Source organism: Shewanella sp. ANA-3 (genome assembly GCF_000203935.1).
In the GTDB taxonomy this organism is placed as follows: Bacteria; Pseudomonadota; Gammaproteobacteria; order Enterobacterales; family Shewanellaceae; genus Shewanella.
The window spans coordinates 2,695,688-2,712,994 of the sequence record NC_008577.1 but is presented as its reverse complement, the minus strand read 5'-3'; the positions used below and the strand labels follow the sequence as shown (position 1 = coordinate 2,712,994).

At 50.6% G+C, this 17,307-nt stretch carries 9 protein-coding genes; all 9 read right to left on the bottom strand.

Going from position 1 to position 17,307, the window contains the following annotated elements; all coding sequences use genetic code 11:
- Positions 1-99: 99 nt before the first annotated feature.
- The 9 genes from SHEWANA3_RS23920 to SHEWANA3_RS11830 all read right to left on the bottom strand — a co-directional run bounded on the left by SHEWANA3_RS23920 (position 100) and on the right by SHEWANA3_RS11830 (position 17,036).
- Entirely contained in the window at positions 100-1,407 is a 1,308-nt protein-coding gene (locus SHEWANA3_RS23920; RefSeq protein WP_011717199.1) for a PAS domain-containing methyl-accepting chemotaxis protein, read from the bottom strand.
- Between the two features lie 533 nt (positions 1,408-1,940).
- Complete coding sequence (locus tag SHEWANA3_RS11865; RefSeq protein WP_011717198.1) at positions 1,941-2,594, bottom strand: class I SAM-dependent methyltransferase; 654 nt, start codon at positions 2,592-2,594, stop codon at positions 1,941-1,943.
- Between the two features lie 80 nt (positions 2,595-2,674).
- On the bottom strand, positions 2,675-3,055 hold the full coding sequence (locus tag SHEWANA3_RS11860) for a hypothetical protein (protein WP_041413044.1): 381 nt from the start codon (positions 3,053-3,055) through the stop codon (positions 2,675-2,677).
- Positions 3,056-3,137: 82 nt separating this feature from the next.
- On the bottom strand, positions 3,138-5,243 hold the full coding sequence (gene recD / locus SHEWANA3_RS11855; protein WP_011717196.1) for an exodeoxyribonuclease V subunit alpha: 2,106 nt from the start codon (positions 5,241-5,243) through the stop codon (positions 3,138-3,140).
- On the bottom strand, positions 5,240-9,031 hold the full coding sequence (gene recB, locus SHEWANA3_RS11850; RefSeq protein ID WP_011717195.1) for an exodeoxyribonuclease V subunit beta: 3,792 nt from the start codon (positions 9,029-9,031) through the stop codon (positions 5,240-5,242). Before recB ends, recD begins: the two co-directional genes overlap by 4 nt.
- Positions 9,031-12,735, bottom strand: coding sequence for an exodeoxyribonuclease V subunit gamma (gene recC, locus SHEWANA3_RS11845; RefSeq protein WP_011717194.1), 3,705 nt, complete (start codon positions 12,733-12,735; stop codon positions 9,031-9,033). The genes recB and recC overlap by 1 nt, the downstream gene beginning before the upstream one ends.
- Before the next feature lie 109 nt (positions 12,736-12,844).
- Positions 12,845-14,992, bottom strand: coding sequence for a DUF3488 and transglutaminase-like domain-containing protein (locus tag SHEWANA3_RS11840; protein WP_011717193.1), 2,148 nt, complete (start codon positions 14,990-14,992; stop codon positions 12,845-12,847).
- Positions 14,989-16,074 carry a DUF58 domain-containing protein gene (locus SHEWANA3_RS11835; RefSeq protein ID WP_011717192.1) on the bottom strand — a complete coding sequence of 362 codons (1,086 nt, stop codon included), beginning with the start codon at positions 16,072-16,074 and terminating at the stop codon, positions 14,989-14,991. Before SHEWANA3_RS11835 ends, SHEWANA3_RS11840 begins: the two co-directional genes overlap by 4 nt.
- A gap of 50 nt (positions 16,075-16,124) precedes the next feature.
- Complete coding sequence (locus SHEWANA3_RS11830; protein ID WP_041412651.1) at positions 16,125-17,036, bottom strand: AAA family ATPase; 912 nt, start codon at positions 17,034-17,036, stop codon at positions 16,125-16,127.
- Positions 17,037-17,307: the final 271 nt, after the last annotated feature.

The window sequence follows — 17,307 nt, the reverse complement described above, 5'->3', positions numbered from 1 at the left end:
AGTTCGCACGGTTTTATCCATCCACAGCAAAAGAATACCGCTATTCACTGATGCTAACCTATTGTTAATTAAGTGTACTCTAAGGTTCATTACCGCTGATTAGGGCCTCAGCTGTTCAACCATAGCGACAAATTGGCTGACACCATTGCCGACATCGGCAAGGCCAGCGGCGACATGATTGATACTGTCCTCCCCATGCAATGCCACATTGGTGATGTTGCTCAGTTGATGATCGATGTTTTTGATTAGGTCGGTATTTTGTTGAACCACATTCGCGATTTCGCTGGTCGCCGTGGAGGTGCGAGAGGCTAACTTTCTGACCTCATCGGCTACGACGGCAAAACCTCGCCCAAGATCGCCCGCTCTTGCTGCCTCAATCGCCGCATTGAGAGCCAGTAAATTGGTTTGTTCTGCAATGCCACGGATGGTGATCACTATGTCGTTGATATTTTTTGATTGTACGAGTAGCTCACCACCAATATTCGAGGCATTTTTAACTTGTTCGGCAATTTGATGCGAAGTACAGACGGCTTCGTTCAGCACTTGCACTGCATTTGTGGTGATTTGTGAGGTTTGCTCTGACGTCGCCGCCGCCATGTCCACCGCTTGCAGGGCGGTATTGACCCTATGGGAGATATCCGAGGCAAACTTAACAATCTTATACACCTTATTTGATGCATCCCAGATCGGATTGTAGGTGGCTTCAAGCCAAATCACATTGTTATGTGCATCGATGCGTTTAAAGCGTCCGGTGAAGTGTTCGCCTGCGGCGAGTCGTTTCCAAAAGTCGGGTCTAATACGGTAAAACTCTTTGTCACAGAACATCTTATGGTGTTTACCTTGGATCTCATCTAGTCGGTAATGCATGATATCCAAGAAGTTTTGATTCGCGGTGATCACTGTGCCATCGGGTAAAAACTCAATAACGGCTTGGGAGCGATCGAGGGCATCGAGAATGGCATTTTTAGCAATGAGGTTAAGTTGTGACGCCGTAACATCATTGGCGATTTTGATGATTTTCACGACGTCACCCGCACTGTTTTTTACGGGGAAATAACTGGCCTCGACATAAACTGGGATGTGGTTTTTCTTTAAACGTTGGAATGTCCCCGTAAACGCATTGCCTGCAGCAAGTTCCTGCCAAAACTTTTGATATTCCTGCGAGCCCGAGTATTGTGCCGTACAAAACATTCTATGGTGTTTACCAAGGATTTCATTGGCACTGTAACCCATTACATCTAAGAAAATATCATTGGCTTCAATGATTTCACCCTTAGGTGTGAAACAAATATAGGCAGTGTAGGCACGAATCGCCGCCAGTTCATTCTCAAGCGTTTCGGCTGCTGTAAAACCTGATGAATGGTTGTTCGCATCCCTGTTATTTGATTTAACTTTCCACCAAAACATAATGTCATTCCTTTATTAATCATTTGGTTATTAACAAGAAAGCATCACAACGGCACTCTGCTATCTGCTTATACACCACAGGTTCATCAAACCTATATGTAGGAGTAAGGTTTAGACACGTCGTCGAATTAACCTATTATTAACATATAGTATGATGTTCTTTATATCCATCTGATATTCATTATATTTTTAGCTGATTGTTTAGTGTGCTATTTAGTCGCTCCGAATTGGCTTTCAACAAAAGCCTAGTCTGTCATGCTCCTATTTGCCGAGTTTATAAACAAAAAATCTACCCATGATCGACAAAGAGAAACAAACTGTGCCTTGATTGGATAGCTTCTTACGCTTGGTGGCTAACTAAGTGATGTTATTTTGTGCAGTAAAGGGCTGCGGTTCAACACAAAGGTGAAGCATTTTTACCTATAGATGATTAACGCAATATTGATAGGCCTTATCGGTTAATAGGGCGGTTGTGAGTGAATGATTAATGATTGCAATGGGCTACGTGTTTACTCGGTTTAGGGCTACTTATGCTAAGCACCCGCTTGCGCCAGAATAAAGAGATCCGTTGTTCCTTCAGATGCTGGAAAGAGCTGACGCTTGACATCTCGTATCTGAAAACCATTGGCCGCAAGTTGTTGTTCAATAAAATCATATTGATGGTAATGCACATAGACACTGTCGCCAGTGCTACCAGTTTGTAAACCAGAACGGCTATCTTCACCTTCCATGGTGCTAAGATACACAATGCCCTGCGGCGCAATCAGGGCGCGAAGATGTGCAAAAAACGCGACCAGATCCGTTTGGGATAAGTAAGGCAGTGCAAAGCCGCAGGCGATAAGATCAAACGGCGGCATGTTTCGGTCAATAAGCTTATGAAGATGACGGCAGTCCATGAGCTCAAAGTGACCCGAGGGGACATTTTGTTTCGCGAGCGAGATCATTTGCGGGGCGAGGTCGATACCAAAAACCGTTAATTTAGGTTCCTTCGCAACCAGATAGCGGCTGATACCGCCTGGCCCACAACTGATATCGAGTAGGCGACTATGTTCGGTGAGATAGCTCAGCAGGCAATCATAGCTTTGGGTGTATGGGGCAAATTCCAGATATTTGTCCTGATACTGTTTGGCATGTTTATCAAAGGTCGCCACTGTGATTTGATAGTTATCTTTTACTTGCGACTTCAAATCTTGCTTCCTTTATCAGTGACCAAAGACTTCGATGATAACCAGTCTAGTACAATGCATTTCAGCCCAACAAAGTGAGACTAGACGGGATAATCCAAATCGAGCTTGATATTGAGCCCTAACTGATAGGCGTGTTCTTGCATCAGCCTCGTCATTAACGCGGTATCCGTCAGTTGCGACAAGGTGATGGGGCGAGCTTCCCATCGCGGCGCGTGACCAGCATAGTTGCAATGGGCAAGATATAAGCGGTGCTGACTCTGATACAGGGTAAAAAAACGCATATCACAGTTTGCTGCAACGGTTAAATAAGGTTCAAAATCAAGCTCGTATACTTGCATTGCCTCAAATTCTGACCAACGAATGTAACGTGAGCATTCGTAGCATTGTGCGGGTAATTGCGCCTCAGCTTTAATGCCATCAAATAAATTGATGACATCTTGCATCTGGTGCAGTTTGATCATGGCTTGTTCCGTCAATCTTAAGATCCTTTTACTTGTTGATTCTTAATGTTAATCAATAAGTTAACTATTCATTCGTTATCACTTAATCGCGCCAGAGCCTATCGGCTAAACCTGAGGCCCGTTGGGTGGCTTGCTGGCTTGCACGCTCGAAGACTTGCTGTGTTCCTAAACAGCTAAAGTGTTGTTTTGCACGGGTAATCGCGGTGTAGACAAGCTCCTTGGTGAGCAATTGCCACTGTACTAGGCTCGGATTTGGCGGAAGTACGAGGGCGACGCGATTAAATTCACTGCCCTGACTTTTATGTACCGTCATGGCGTAGCAGGTTTCATGGCTAGGTAGCCTTGCCGGGAGCACTTTAAGCAGTTTGCCATCGGCTTTGATAAAGTGGGCCATCAGTCGCTCTGGCCTGTCTTCATCCTGCAAAATCAAGCCAATATCACCGTTAAACAGGCCCAAGTTATAGTCGTTGCTTTGGATAATAATCGGTCTGCCGAGGTAAAACTCTTGCTGGGGATGGATCAGCTTGGCCTGAGACAGCGCCTTAGTCACAGTTTGATTGATACCTTCGACACCATAATCGCCACTGCGCATGGCGCATAGGATGCGATACTGGTTAAAGCGGGCAATGGCTTCGATGGCGCTTGGCACACTGCTTGGATCTGAAATTTGCAGCGGACGTAAATACTCAGCGTATTGCTCACAGGCCTGTGTTAGCAGGGCATGAAGTCCGCTGTTGTTTGCAGGCTCGCTGATTTTGGCTTGGGTCTGGCTCAGAGCCATACTGTGTTCTAGCCAAGTAAGCTCGGCCAGTCCCCGTTGCCATACGGTCAAAATCCCCGCCAGATCGGAGCGATTCACCGCACTGGCTAATAGGCCAATGCCCGCATCGCCCTTAAATCTGTGGCTGTGGGTCAACATACACAAACTGTCGCCAATCTTTGGCTCGCGGTGAATATAGGCGCGCAGATCAAAGCTGGTGAGCTTGCTCAATTGTTCGGCCTGAGCTTGGCTATAACGCATTCGCCATTCAGAGTGTTGGTCTGACTCGTATTTTAGTCCTGCGCAAATATCGGCTAGCACTGCGCCTGCTTCAACCGAGGCGAGTTGGTCCTGATCCCCAAGCAGTATCAAACCCGCCTGTTCGGGGAGGGCCGTGAGCAGCTTATACATCATTGGCAAATCGACCATTGAGGCTTCATCGACAATCAAGAGATCTAGCCGCAGGGGATTGCCCTGATGGTGACGAAACTGCGCCGAATTGGGGATAACCCCCAGCAGACGATGTAAGGTTGATGCCTCTTCCGGCACTTGCTTGAGCGCGGCTAACAGCGCTTGGGTTTCGTGACTTTGTACTTGTTCGTTTGTCGCTTGAGCCTGTTTGAGTTCCTGCTCGAGTCTTGCTTTCGAGGCCTTTATCGATTCACTTAAACGGGCGGCGGCCTTACCTGTCGGGGCGACGAGTCTTATCTGTTTTGGTGAACCTAATTGCTGTAGCAACAGTAACTTAGTCACTGTGGTGGTTTTGCCTGTACCAGGGCCGCCGGTGATCACCGCAAGCTTCTTGCCGAGCGCCGTTGCCGTTGCCACCTTTTGCCAGTCGATATGAGGCTCAAGGGTTGTGGCTGCATGGGAAGATGCGGCGTTTGGAAATAAGTAATCGAGCTGCCTGCGTAGCGGCGCGTCTGAATCTTTATCATTGCTGTTGGCGGGTTGACTCGAAGATAGCCTTGTCAGGGCGTTGGCCACCTCGGTTTCGAAATGATGATAACGCTCAAGATAGAGTCGGCCGCCATCAAAAATCAGTGGTTTATTGCTGTGAGGTTCGCCAACGGCCTCAAAATTTTGCAGCCTTGCAATCAGCTCTGGCAGGCTCAAACGGATTTGGCAGTGATTAACCGACTCTGCCATCGGATTGGCTGGCACTATATGTTCGAGCACTAGGCAGGTATGTTGGGCCGAGAGCTGTTGGCTTAACAGGGCGCACAGCAGCATAAACAGTGGCTCTTGGGCGTCATTGGGGTGAAGCCTAGCCATCTCAAGGGCAAAATGGCGATCGAGCGGGGTGATCAGCCGCTCCTTTTCCCAGTATTTGAGTAGCTCTGCGAGCGGCGCCTTGAGTCTGAGTGCGCCAGCTTCAACCCATTGGGTTGATTCTTTTGGGGGAGTCAGTTCGGTGCTGTGGTTCATGCCATTGCTCCCGTATCCTGTTGATTCACAGTGCTTGTCTCTAGGCTGCGCTGAAACAGCGCATCTAATGCCAAAATCAGCGCCTTGGGCGGTTTATCGTAATAAATACCAAAGCCTGGATATTGCACCGACATTCCCCGTAAAAACAAATAATAACAGCCGCCGATATGGGTATCGTAATCATAATTGGGCAAGCGCATCGCTAAATAGCGGTGCAGCGCAAGGGAGTAGAGAATATATTGCAAATCATACCTATGATCGCCAATCGCCTGTTTCAGGGCGCTATGATGATAGGCTTGAATATTATCCCCCAGATGGTTCGACTTATAGTCGGCAATATAAAACTTGCCTTGATATTCAAAGGTTAAGTCGATAAAGCCCTTAAGCATACCCTGTAATTCGTCAAACTGCAGCTCGGTATCGTAGCCATATTGCCCAAGGAGTTGATTAAGCTCCGTATCCTTTAAGCGATTCAGAGGTAGGTAAAACTCCATCTCAACTAAGGTGTGCTGCGGCGCGAGTGCGGCTAAACACAGCTCGGGATTGATAAGCTGATTATCCTGCGCCATTAATGCCAGTGGTGCTTGCAATACCTCAAGATACCAATCCTCTAATACGGGCTGCCATTCGGGGGCAATGCCGTATTGCAACATGGCCTTAGGTAGCTCTCGGGGTAAGTCGATTTGAGCTTGGGTAAAATCAATTAACTCAAGCACTAAGTGCATAAAGCTACCCGCGTTGGCGCCGCGCTCAAAACTAAAGCGATTGAGCAGAGGTTGTGCTTGCAGATCGGCAGCTTCTTGCCACCAGTGGTCTGGCCATATGGGATCAATTGCGCTATTTGTGGTATCAGTGCCCAATACGGCATTGACCTCATCATCGGCGCCAGGAGTGGCTTTAGCGTGTGGTGCATTTTTAACTAAACCGGAATAACTGCCGACGCGCCATGGAGTGCGATACTGACGGCTGACCTTACGGGCACTCAAGGTATGAGTATTCGCTCCACCTGTTTGCAGTTTATTAGCCTCAATGTCGTCGGCCACCACCTCAATGCTGATCGCAGGTTGACTCGACTCGAGACCCGCGACCAGCGCCTTGGCGGCATTTTGCAGACGCGAAAAATCACAATCCGTGTCAGTGATCCCAAGTAGATAACCGATGGCGGTCTCATGCAGCTGGCTTTTAAGCCCCGTCTTTAACATGCGGCTATGGTTGGCTATGTACAAATAACACAGGTACACGGGGCGGGTGAGCGCCACATAGAGCAGACGCAGATCTTCGGCTAAGGTTTCCTGCTTTGCCTGTTCCCAACCTTCGTCCGTGCCTTCTAAATCCCACACCAGCTCCTGCGCGCCATCGGCATTGGTTCTGTGGTAGAGCATGGGCGTCGGGCGGCGGCGATTGTCCCGCGCAAGGCTGACAAAGGGCACAAAGCATACTGGGTATTCCAGCCCCTTACTCTTATGGATGGTGACGATTTGCACTAAGTTTTGCTCGCTTTCAAGGCGCAGCTGCTGTTCATCAGTTCCTGTGTTATCAATCAGTTGTTGCTCATACCAGTTGAGCAGGGCACTGATCCCATCAATTTCGGTCGCCTTTTGCTGCAACAGCTCGGCTAAGTGGCGAAAATCCGTGAGTCGACGTTCACCATTGCTCGCCTCAAGCTGAGCGGCTGCATCTTGCTCCGCTTGGTCAGTGCTTGTCGAAGCGGGGGAATGCAGCAGACGCGCAACCATCTGGGTCGCATTGGCTAGGCTGAGCAGCGCCGGCATAATGCCGCGTTTTTGCCAGATCTGGTGCAGCTCAAAAAACTGCTCCAGCAGTCTTTGGCGCTGCTCTTCATCTTGGTTAAAGGCATGGATTTGCTCGGCGCGATAACCAAGCAGGGCGGTTGCAAGGGCGCTACGCAGGGCGCGCTCGTCCTTGGGACTGGCCAAGGCGCGCAGAATGAGCGCCATTTCCCGCGCTTCGACTGTTTCAAATACGCTGTCGCGACTTAAAAAGACGGCGCCAATCTGGCGCTTGCTCAGCGCGGTTTTCATCACGGCCGCTTCGTTTCTATCGCGCACTAAGATGGCGATATCTTTAGCAATTAATGGCCCTTTGGGCGTGCGGCATTGACCATTGGCGGCCTGCGTCAGTAAACGGGTGATTTCGGCGGCGGTGTCTTCAGCCAAGGTTTGTCTAGCACTGGCTTTATTAAGCCCCGTTTCGCCTTCACTCAAGAGTTTTAACCGCAGCGCGGCACTATTGGGCGCTTGCTCGACGAGTTGTTTGGCCGCCGCACTGGCAGGCGTTTTGACTGGATCGAAGGGAATCGATTGGCTAATAAAAGGATCTGAATGCTGGGCAAATAAATGATTTACTCCGGCCACCAGATTGCGGCTCGAGCGATAGTTAGTATCGAGAAAATAGTGCGCCTGGGTTTGTCTGCGCGCCTCGATATAAGTGTAAATATCGGCGCCGCGGAAAGCATAAATCGCCTGTTTTGGGTCACCAATCATCAGCAGGCTTAATTTGCTATCCGTGCGAGGCTTAGGTTCAGCCGCCGAATTTTGAGTATCAAGCCCCAAACGGGTTTGATAAATCCCTGAGAAAATAGCAAATTGCAGAGGATCCGTATCTTGGAACTCATCGATTAAGGCCACGGGGAAGCGACTCGCCACCGCCTTTGGCAAAGTGTCGGGATTGGCCTGCATCGCCGCTGCCAAGGTGGTGAGCAGATCATCTGGTGTCAGCACATTTTTTTGCTGTTTTTGCTTGGCAAAACGCTCGCTGATCCCTTGTTTGGCGCTATAAAGAAATGCGGGTTTAATCGCGTTAATCAATGCGGCTAACTGCTCCATATGGTCAAGCAGTGGCGCCTCGCTCGCACTTGGGAGCACGCCGCCCTTATTCAGCTTAAGCTCGGATAACGACAGCGCTTCGAGCACTTTAAGCGGCGGTAAGCCATGACCAAAGGCTAAAAAGTTATCCAGCTGGTCGAACATTTCCGCCAGTTTAGGGTAATTGTCGCTCGCCTTACCAAAACGTTGACCGTTAAGCGGCAGGCTATGCAGTAACTCTAACAGCGCGTCGCGGCCACGCGGCCAGGCGAGTTTAAAGCGCTGCACACTCTGGCTTAAGGACTCTGCCAAACGAGCAAAGGGCTGCACAGGTTTAAGCGGTTTGGCCTCACTGGCACCGAGCAAGGCTCTCAACTGCTTGACTAATCCGTCGGGATCGCCAAATTCGCTGGCAATGATTTGGGCTAAATACTCAGGTAGCGGATAGCAGGCCTCGCGCCAAAAGTCCCGCACCGCATGGTGTAAAAACTCGCTGTCGTCTAAGGTGAAATCCGACTCGAACAACAATGATGATTCGAAGGCGAGATCGGCCAAAATTCGTTGACAAAATCCATGAATCGTAAAAATTGCCGCTTCGTCGAGGGATTTGAGCGCCAAATCGAAGCGTCTCAGGGCGATAGCGCGCTCGGCTTCAGGGGTCTTATCGTACAGCGCCTGCACAAAAGGATCGTTAATCTCTAATCCTAAGAAACACTTAAAGGCAACCTGAATGCGGCGGCGAATCCTGTCCCTCAGTTCCTCAGTGGCGGCATTGGTAAAGGTCACGACCAGAATTTGTTCACAATTGAGCGGTTCGCTTAAGCCATCCCCAAGCAGTAATCTGAGATACAGACCTGAAATGGTGTAGGTTTTCCCCGTGCCCGCACTGGCCTCGATTAAGCGACTGCCACCAAATGGCAGGGTGAGCGAATCTAACGGCAAAGCGGGTGATACCTTAGTCATCAGTGCGCTCCCTCTGTCGTGGCGGTTTGGGCTTCATTCAGGGCAAATTCCTCGAGTTGGGCGAGGGTATCCTTGTGATACAGGCTAAGCATTGGCCGATAGATGTCATCGGCGAGCTTGCCAAAATGTGCCTCGGTAAAGTCGTCGGGAAAATGAAACAGCCGCTGATAATGGGGATCTGTGCCTTCGCCAAGTTCACCTTGCTCGTCCAGCCATTCGCTCTGCGCCGCTTCGAGCCGTGCTTTGTGCGGGTCTGTGCTTGTGTGCGAGTCTTGCGCTTCATGCGCCTCAGCGCTGGCATAGGCGAGGGAGGTTCTTGGCATAAAGCACAGGGGATGAATTTGGCCCTGATAAAAATACTTTAATAAGTTGGCAAGCTGCGCATGGGCAAGCGCTGGCGTAATGGGCGCGAGGGCATGAAAATGCCCCATATCCAGCAGATAGCTAGGTTGCAGGTAGCTAGGTTGAGCCACTCCGGCGGCCATCAAACATAAATGACGTAAATACAAGGCTAAAATGTCCCGCCCATGGGCACTGCCGGGGCGGCAAGTGACCAATCCTTTAGGGCTGATATCATCGATTCGACCTTCGAGGATCACCCGCTTGGCTTTTAACTGAGTTCCAGAGTTCTGATGGGGTAACTCAAAGCTGAGCCGAATATCGGCATGCCGGGGAGCGACATCGCCGCGCATAAACAGGGTTCTACCGATCAGCGGCGCGATATCATGGCTGTATTGGCGCAGTAGCAGATCATCAAAGGGCTGCATAGGCAAGTTACCGCTGGCTTTAAGGCGTTGTAACAGTTCAGTGCTGGGCTCGTTTTGTCCTTGCTCAAGCGCATCGCCAAGGAGCTGAGCCTGTAATAAATAACGCTCTAACGCATTAAGACTAAAGGGCTCATCGTTATCATCTGCTTGAATATTAAGGTTTAAATCGACTTTCAGGGTACGATTAAAGAAATACTGCGCGGGATTGCGAAAGAAGCGAATAAAGGCCGAGATATCCACATGCTCTGCTTCGCCAAGCGGCTCAATATCCTGAACACTATCACCAATTGCGTCATCTTCGAGCACTATCTGGGTATGGGCTTCGATAAATCGGCCATGTTGCAACTGGCTATTGCTATCGGGCGGACACCACTGCTGGCTATAACTCTGTTTTATCCCATGGGAGGTGAGGGCTTGCGGCAGTGCTGCTTGATACAGTTTAGGATCAAAAGGTTGCAGCGGCTGATGGCTCACAATGGCCTCAAGCAATGCCTGTTGGGCGACTTCGTTACTGACATTAGAAGCTTCTGCTGCAAGGGATTCAGGTAAATAACATAGCTGGCAATATTCTATTAGCTCGGAGACCAGCATAGATGGAATACGCTCCGAGTTATCCCGTTCGCTACGGCCAATATAACTGATGTACAGCTGCTCCCGAGCCGAGAGTAACGCCTCTAAATACAGGTATCTATCATCTAATCTACGGGAACGATCGCCTTTGCGCGCACCCAAATGGGCCATCAGATCAAAGCCCACAGGATGTTGCACCCTAGGATAGACACCATCATTCATCCCCAGCAGACAAACCACCTTGAAGGGAATCGAGCGCATCGGCATTAAGGTACAAAAATTTACGCTGCCCGCGAGGTATCGTTGGCCGACACGTGACTCGGTTAAGCGTTGATTAAACCAAAGCGCCAGCACTTCGATGCTTAAATCTAAGTCGTTGGCTTGTGCACCCATATCGGCAGGGCTGGCGGCAAGTAGCTCTTGCTCTAAGGCGGCAATCGCATCGCGAATTTCCTGCAGCTGCTCTCGTTCGTCCTCATCGGGGGCGTAAAAGGCGTTTAACAGCTCGGTGAGTTCGAGTAACCGCAGTGAGGGCGCTTGCGCCTTGGCTAATACTTGGGTGGTCTCATCGAGGACTTCAATAAAATTCAACAGTTTGCCAAGGGCCTGTGCCGATTGACCCTCCACCCCAGCCACCGTTAAATAGTGCATTCCCTGCGGGGATGACTGATATAGCGGCGCATCGTCCCTTAAGGCATAGCCTAAGATTAAGCGTTTTATGCCAAAGGCCCAGGAGTTTTGCTCGAAGGCGGGCACACCCTGTTTAAGGCGGCTCTGTTCATCGCGGCCCCAACGCACACCTGCTTCATCTAACCAGCGGCGAATGAGTGGCAGCTCGTCTTCTTCGAGCTGAAAACGTCGCAAAATGGCTGGGACTTCGAGAATGCTTAAAATATCCGTCAGTCCGAAACGGCTCTGATTAATATTGAGTAAATTCAAAAAGCTATTAATGAGTGGCGATTCCTGCGCCGCGCCGCGGTCGGCAATGGCATAGGGGATATATTCCAGTCCCTGTTTGGCCGCAAACACCGCATCGATATAGGGGGCGTAGGCGGCGACATCCGGCATCATTACCACTATGTCTTTGGGGGTGAGTTGGTTGTCGCTATCCAGCAGGTCGAGTAAATGATCGTGCAGGGTTTCGACTTCCCTAAGCGGGCTGTGGCAACTCTTGATTAGAATCGAATCATCGTCGGCTGTTAATACCCGGCGATTCGCGACCTCTTGATATAGCTCAGCATCCGGCCCGAGTACCCGATCGAGTGTCTGCATTTCTAAAATATCGTATTGCACACCAGCCAGCATACTTGCGTTAGTGTGGGGATCGTTAGGATCGCCGCAGGGCTCGCAGTACACATCGTCGCCAAAGTCACAGTGCTCTGGGGGCAGTTCGAGCAGCATATCGAGTAATTCGCGGCCCATCTTGCCATTGTTGGCGAGCAGGGGATTGCCGACTTCGAGTTTATCTTCCCATTGCTCAGCTAATTGGCGTTTTCCTGCATATTGCAATGCCATACGCGCCCGATGGCGTGGGTCGATAATGTCGCCCCAGTAATGCTGACAGGGGCTAAGGCTTAAGATAATCACATCGATGCGGCTCGCGAGCTGGTGGAGCACATCGATGGTTTGGGGCGCCATGGAGGAGATCCCAAACACAAATAAACGTTGCGGCAATTTTGCGAGGGAATTGGCGCTATCCCCCAATGCGGCAATCAAATCCTGATGCAGATTGGCCCTATGGTAGTGGCTTTGACGCAGCTCATCGCGATTGTAGGCAATCAGCGCGCGCCAGAGGATGGGTTGCCAGCTTTGCTCCTCATTCAATTTGAGCGATTCGAGCGGCTCATTAGCTTCCCACGCGGCAATCCAGTCGGGGCGGTAAACTAAATACTGGTCGAAGATATCGGCGATGCGGCCGCAGAGCTGGTAAAGCTTAATATCATCGGCGCTTATGGCGCCAAGCTGATGGTTGCTATGGGTGTCAGCCGCGCTCGATTCCAGATTATCTATGGTATGGCCCAAATAATGGCGCAGTGGCCCAAAAGAAGGTTCATCCAGTAGCCGCGGCAGTAGTTGCATCAGCTTCCAGGTCATAGCCGCCTTAGTGAAGGCGTTTTCCTTGGGGACATTGGGGAGTAAATCGTGGCACAGTTGCCAAATAAAGCTGGAAGGTAGTGGGAACTCCAGCGCGGCGGCAATACCATTTTGTTTTGCAATTTCAAGGCGTAACCAAGTCGACATCCCGGGGCTTTGCACCAAAATATGCTCACTTTGCAATAACCCCGCGCCGGGTAGCGGCTGGCGCAAATACGCGGCAAGATGGGCACAGAGCACTTCCATTTGATTGGATTGGATTAACTTCAGCATATTCGACTCACGATTGGGGATTGCTGTTATGCATAGCAAAGTGGCTTGGCAATTCTATGTGACTGATTTATAAGATTCAACAATCTTGTCCCCCTGCAGTTTATCCCGCCTATTTTAACTGTTTACTTGGGCCAAATAGTCGCCAGTTAAGGGATTTAGCGGCGTTATTAAAGCGCTTTAACGCCGCTTGATAGTCACCGTCCGCAAGCTGTTGGTATTTCAGCGCGACATAGCTTTGGGTCAGGGTGTCAAACTCGCGGCAAAACTCTGGGGATTGCTGCTGATGCGTGTCAATAAGCTGCTCGGCAAAGGCGTTCGGGCCAAGGTGAGCGGGACGAACGATGCCAAATTTACTGAGGCGCTGGCAGATACGCTGGTACTTAGCGCTGATAGGATCCTGCTCCCGTTTAAATCGAAACAGCCCCACGCTGTAGGCGATATAGAGGCCGATAAGGCTGATACAGACACTCATAAACACCGCCACCTTGGTTTTAGTGACATCCCCTAAAATGCCGCTTAACACTTTGTTTTGCCGCTCCTGATTGAAACCGAGCACCCAGAGACTCCAGTAATAATCGAGGCTGGCAAAGCGCTGCCTTAACTCGTTGAGCCAAGGCATGGTTTTAAATCGCAAACTGCTAAAGGGGCTTTCTTGCAGGTAGCTTTGTTCGGGGGAAAACTCGGCATCGAAGCCTTGCTCAATACGATTAGGCGCGACCATGGCCGTTGGATCGAATCGTACCCAGCCTTCATTCTCGAGCCAGACTTCGGCCCAAGCATGGGCCATATATTGATACACGCTCAGGTAATCGGCCTGCGGGTTGTATTCGCCCCCTTGATAGCCCGTGACCATACGCGCGGGTAAGCCAGTGGCCCGGGCCATAAAGATAAATGCGGAGGCATAATGGGCGCAAAATCCGGCTTTATTTTCAAATAGAAAATCATCGACTTGCTGCGGGCCAATGGGCGGCGGGGTGAGGGTGTAAAAAAACGGTTCGCGATTAAAATAGCCCATCATGGCGAGAAGACGCTGCTTTGGCTCGGGATAGTTGGCCTTAAACTCGGTGGCGAGCGCCAGAGTTTTGGGGTTAGTGTCTTCGGGCAGTTTCTGGTTTATTTGTCGCTGCTTGGCAGTTAACTTGAGGTCCATTTGGGCCTTAGGCCAAGAACGGGCACTGTAGCCCATGCGTTGATCGACATTACGTAGGGAATAGAGGCGATAATCGGGGAGATTGATGACCTTTTCATCTTGGCTGTAGGCCACATCGAGCCCGAATAACCAAGGCTGGTGGCTAGGTTCCACAATCACTTGATAGTCGTATCGCTGCGGCGCATGGCTGCCTGTATCATCTGTCATCGCTGCGGGGAGTTGCCGCGCGGGATCTGGTCTTGAGGGCGGAAAAAACAGCGCATCCTTTTGAATTTGTTTGATGCCGACATCTTGGCGCCAGGTTTGGCCGTCGTAATCTTCCAGTACCAGCGCGCGCCAATAGAGTTCGGCTTGGATGGGTCTCGCCTCGGTAAAGCTTACCCTAAAGGCCAGTGCGGAGGAGCGGGTGAGTTTGCTGATATCGCTCACGGAAAGGGTATCCGAGAGCCCGGTTTGGGCTTCTTTCATATTCGGGACTAGCCAGAGCGGGGCAAAGCGCGGCAAGACCAAAAACAGCAGTAGCGCCAGTGGCACACTCTGAAGCAATAATTTAGCGCCAATCCAAGCGGTATGTTGCCAGTTGTGTTTACTTTGATACAGGGTCACCAGTACGCAGGTATTAATGATAGTGACACCAATTAAATGCACGGTATTGAGCATGGATTGATGGTCGATAAAGGTCAGCGCAATTAAAAAATAGCCCACAATTACCACGGCTCGCACATCTCGAACACTTCGCATCTCAATGTATTTTAAGGCATATCCTAAAATCAGCAGGTTGACTAAGGCGTTTAATAGCCCAATCTCTCCCGATACTAATGCGAGGGTAACCGCGGCGCCAATGGCAAGACTTGTGACTAAGTAGCGTGGTGGTTTTGCCACTTTGCCAACATAGATACCGACTCGCCACACCAGGCAAATGGCGCAGATCCCAAGGGTCCAAGGCGTCGTTTTATCAAACAAGGGGCTGAGTACCGCAATATTGGTGAGCAGCAGCCAAAATAGCGTTTGGCGGCTGATATTATCCCCCGTCTGCGGCCCATTGGCATGGTAGGTCGTCAGCTTGTGAGGATTAGCTTTGTGATGTGTTGAGGCTTGTGTTGTCATCGCCGCGGCTCCATTTTTGCCGCATGAACGCCTTGTCCATGGGGAGGAAGCGGATGCTTATGGCTAACGCCTTGGTTATTCGCCAATTTATCGATTTTATCCAGCGTACTGATATCTTGCCCGTAGAGTGCGAGCGCCCTTTGGCAGGCGATGCGATGGGCATTGCCCGTATCGGGTGTGAGGATCAGATCTTCCGCCCCGACACGTTGTAGCCACAGACCAAAATATTGCTCCTGCTGACTTAAATGGTTGACTTGCCAACTGAGCTGACCTAATTGCTGTTCAAGCTGTGCGGGATCGGGGACTAAGGTTAGCCACACGGGATCGCCCTGAGGCTGCTCGAACTCCTTGGTTAGCATGCCACGCCCTTGAGCCCATTGTTTCCATGCCACTTGTTTGAGGGATTCTCCGAGCACATGGGGCTTAAGCCCTTTGTATTCATCGATGCCGGCAATGTATTTTCCGGCTCTTTCTAACCGTTCGTCTTCACCGGATTCGGTGGCTGCTTTTAGCTGCAAAGGGCTTTCAATCGGGTGAGCGTAGACGATGTGCGCATTATCGAGATCAATATGGGACCAAGCGCGGCAAAGCCCTAAGGGATAAAAGGATTCAATCTTAAGTCGCCCAGGCGATACCAAGCCGCGGCGATCATGGGCAAACGAGACCAAGGCTTGCACCTCATCGGCGCCGACCTGTTTGAGTAAGTAAGCTAAATTATTCGGATAATTTAAGCTGATATTGTGGCTGCTGTGACTTGAGGTGAGCAGGACTGGAAAGGTGATGGTTTCGCCCGCATATACCTCAGGTGCTGTGAGCGCGCGAAGGCGCAAACCTGCGAGATTTTTATAGCTGTAGAGGATGCAGGTATTAAATAGGCTGAGTAGCAAAATGCTCAGCCCAATCACTAGGTTATTTTGATAGTTAGTGCCAAACAGATACAGCAGCAGTACCAGAGCAAGCCAGACTAACCCAAAGCCACTGGGCAGAATAAAGATGCTGCGATGGCTGAGGACAAACTCAGAACTGGGCGGCATGCGTCTTGCCAACCAGCGTTGCCAGAAAGCCGTCAATACTCGTTTCATCCTGTCCTCATCATAGTCTGAGCATCCTTATCGATATGATTAACAAGGCATTACATGATGGGATTGACGCTGGCGAGGATCCGCTCCGACAGCGCTTCCCCCTGCAATTGGCTGCTGGTGCGCAGTCGATGTTCGGCGACGCTGCAAAACACCGCTTGCACATCTTCGGGGACTAAATAGTGTCTTCCCTCTAAAAATGCCCATGCTTTAGCTGCCTGCAACAGGGCTTTGGTCGCGCGGGGCGACAAGCCGACGGCATCGGTTTGGTTGCGCGAGTCATGCACTAAGGCCAAGACATAATTGAGCAGCGCGTCCGACGCCGCGACTTTGTCGCATTGTTCCTGCAACTGGGTTAACGCCAGCGGGGTTAAACATTGGGGTAAATTATCGAGGGTTTGCGGTGTTTGGTCGCTTTTCAGCATCGCCAGCTCCGCATCATGGCTAGGATAACCGATGGAAATCCGCATCATAAAGCGGTCGAGTTGGGATTCGGGCAGCGGAAAGGTGCCGGATTGCTCCGTGGGGTTTTGTGTGGCAATCACAAAAAAGGGATTGGGTAATCTGTGGGTGATGCCATCGACGGAAATTTGCTGCTCGGCCATTGCCTCGAGCAGGGCGCTCTGAGTCTTAGGGCTGGCGCGGTTAATCTCATCGGCCAGCACCATCTGTTTAAAAATAGGGCCAGGATGAAACACAAATTGCGCTTGGTGTTTATCAAAAATCGATACCCCGAGAATATCGGCGGGCAGCATATCACTGGTAAATTGAATACGTTGATAGCTAAGGCCGAGGCTTTGGGCTAGGGCATGGGACAGGCTGGTTTTGCCCATGCCGGGCAAATCTTCAATTAATAGGTGCCCACGGGCGAGAATACAGGCGAGGGCTAAGCGAATTTGCCGTGGCTTGCCTAATAAAACTTGTTCAAGTTGTTGTAATAGTTGGCTTAAACCAGAATGTGCCACGGGAGACTCCTTGTGCATGGATAAGGTCATTCGCTCTACCACTATGGCGGAATATGTCGCGCTTAGCCAGTCGCTTTTACTGTGAAATCAATCGGCTTAGTGAGTCGTTGCTAAGTAATCTCATGCAGGATCTTACTGCTTTGAGCTTGAAGCTTAGGTATATAGGTGAGCCGTGGCATTTGCTCGCCGACGCGCAGTAAGTCCATCCGTGGATGCTCGACCGCCCCGTCCGTGGGGGCGGACGGTCGTCTCGCTAATCGCCATGGCTCAC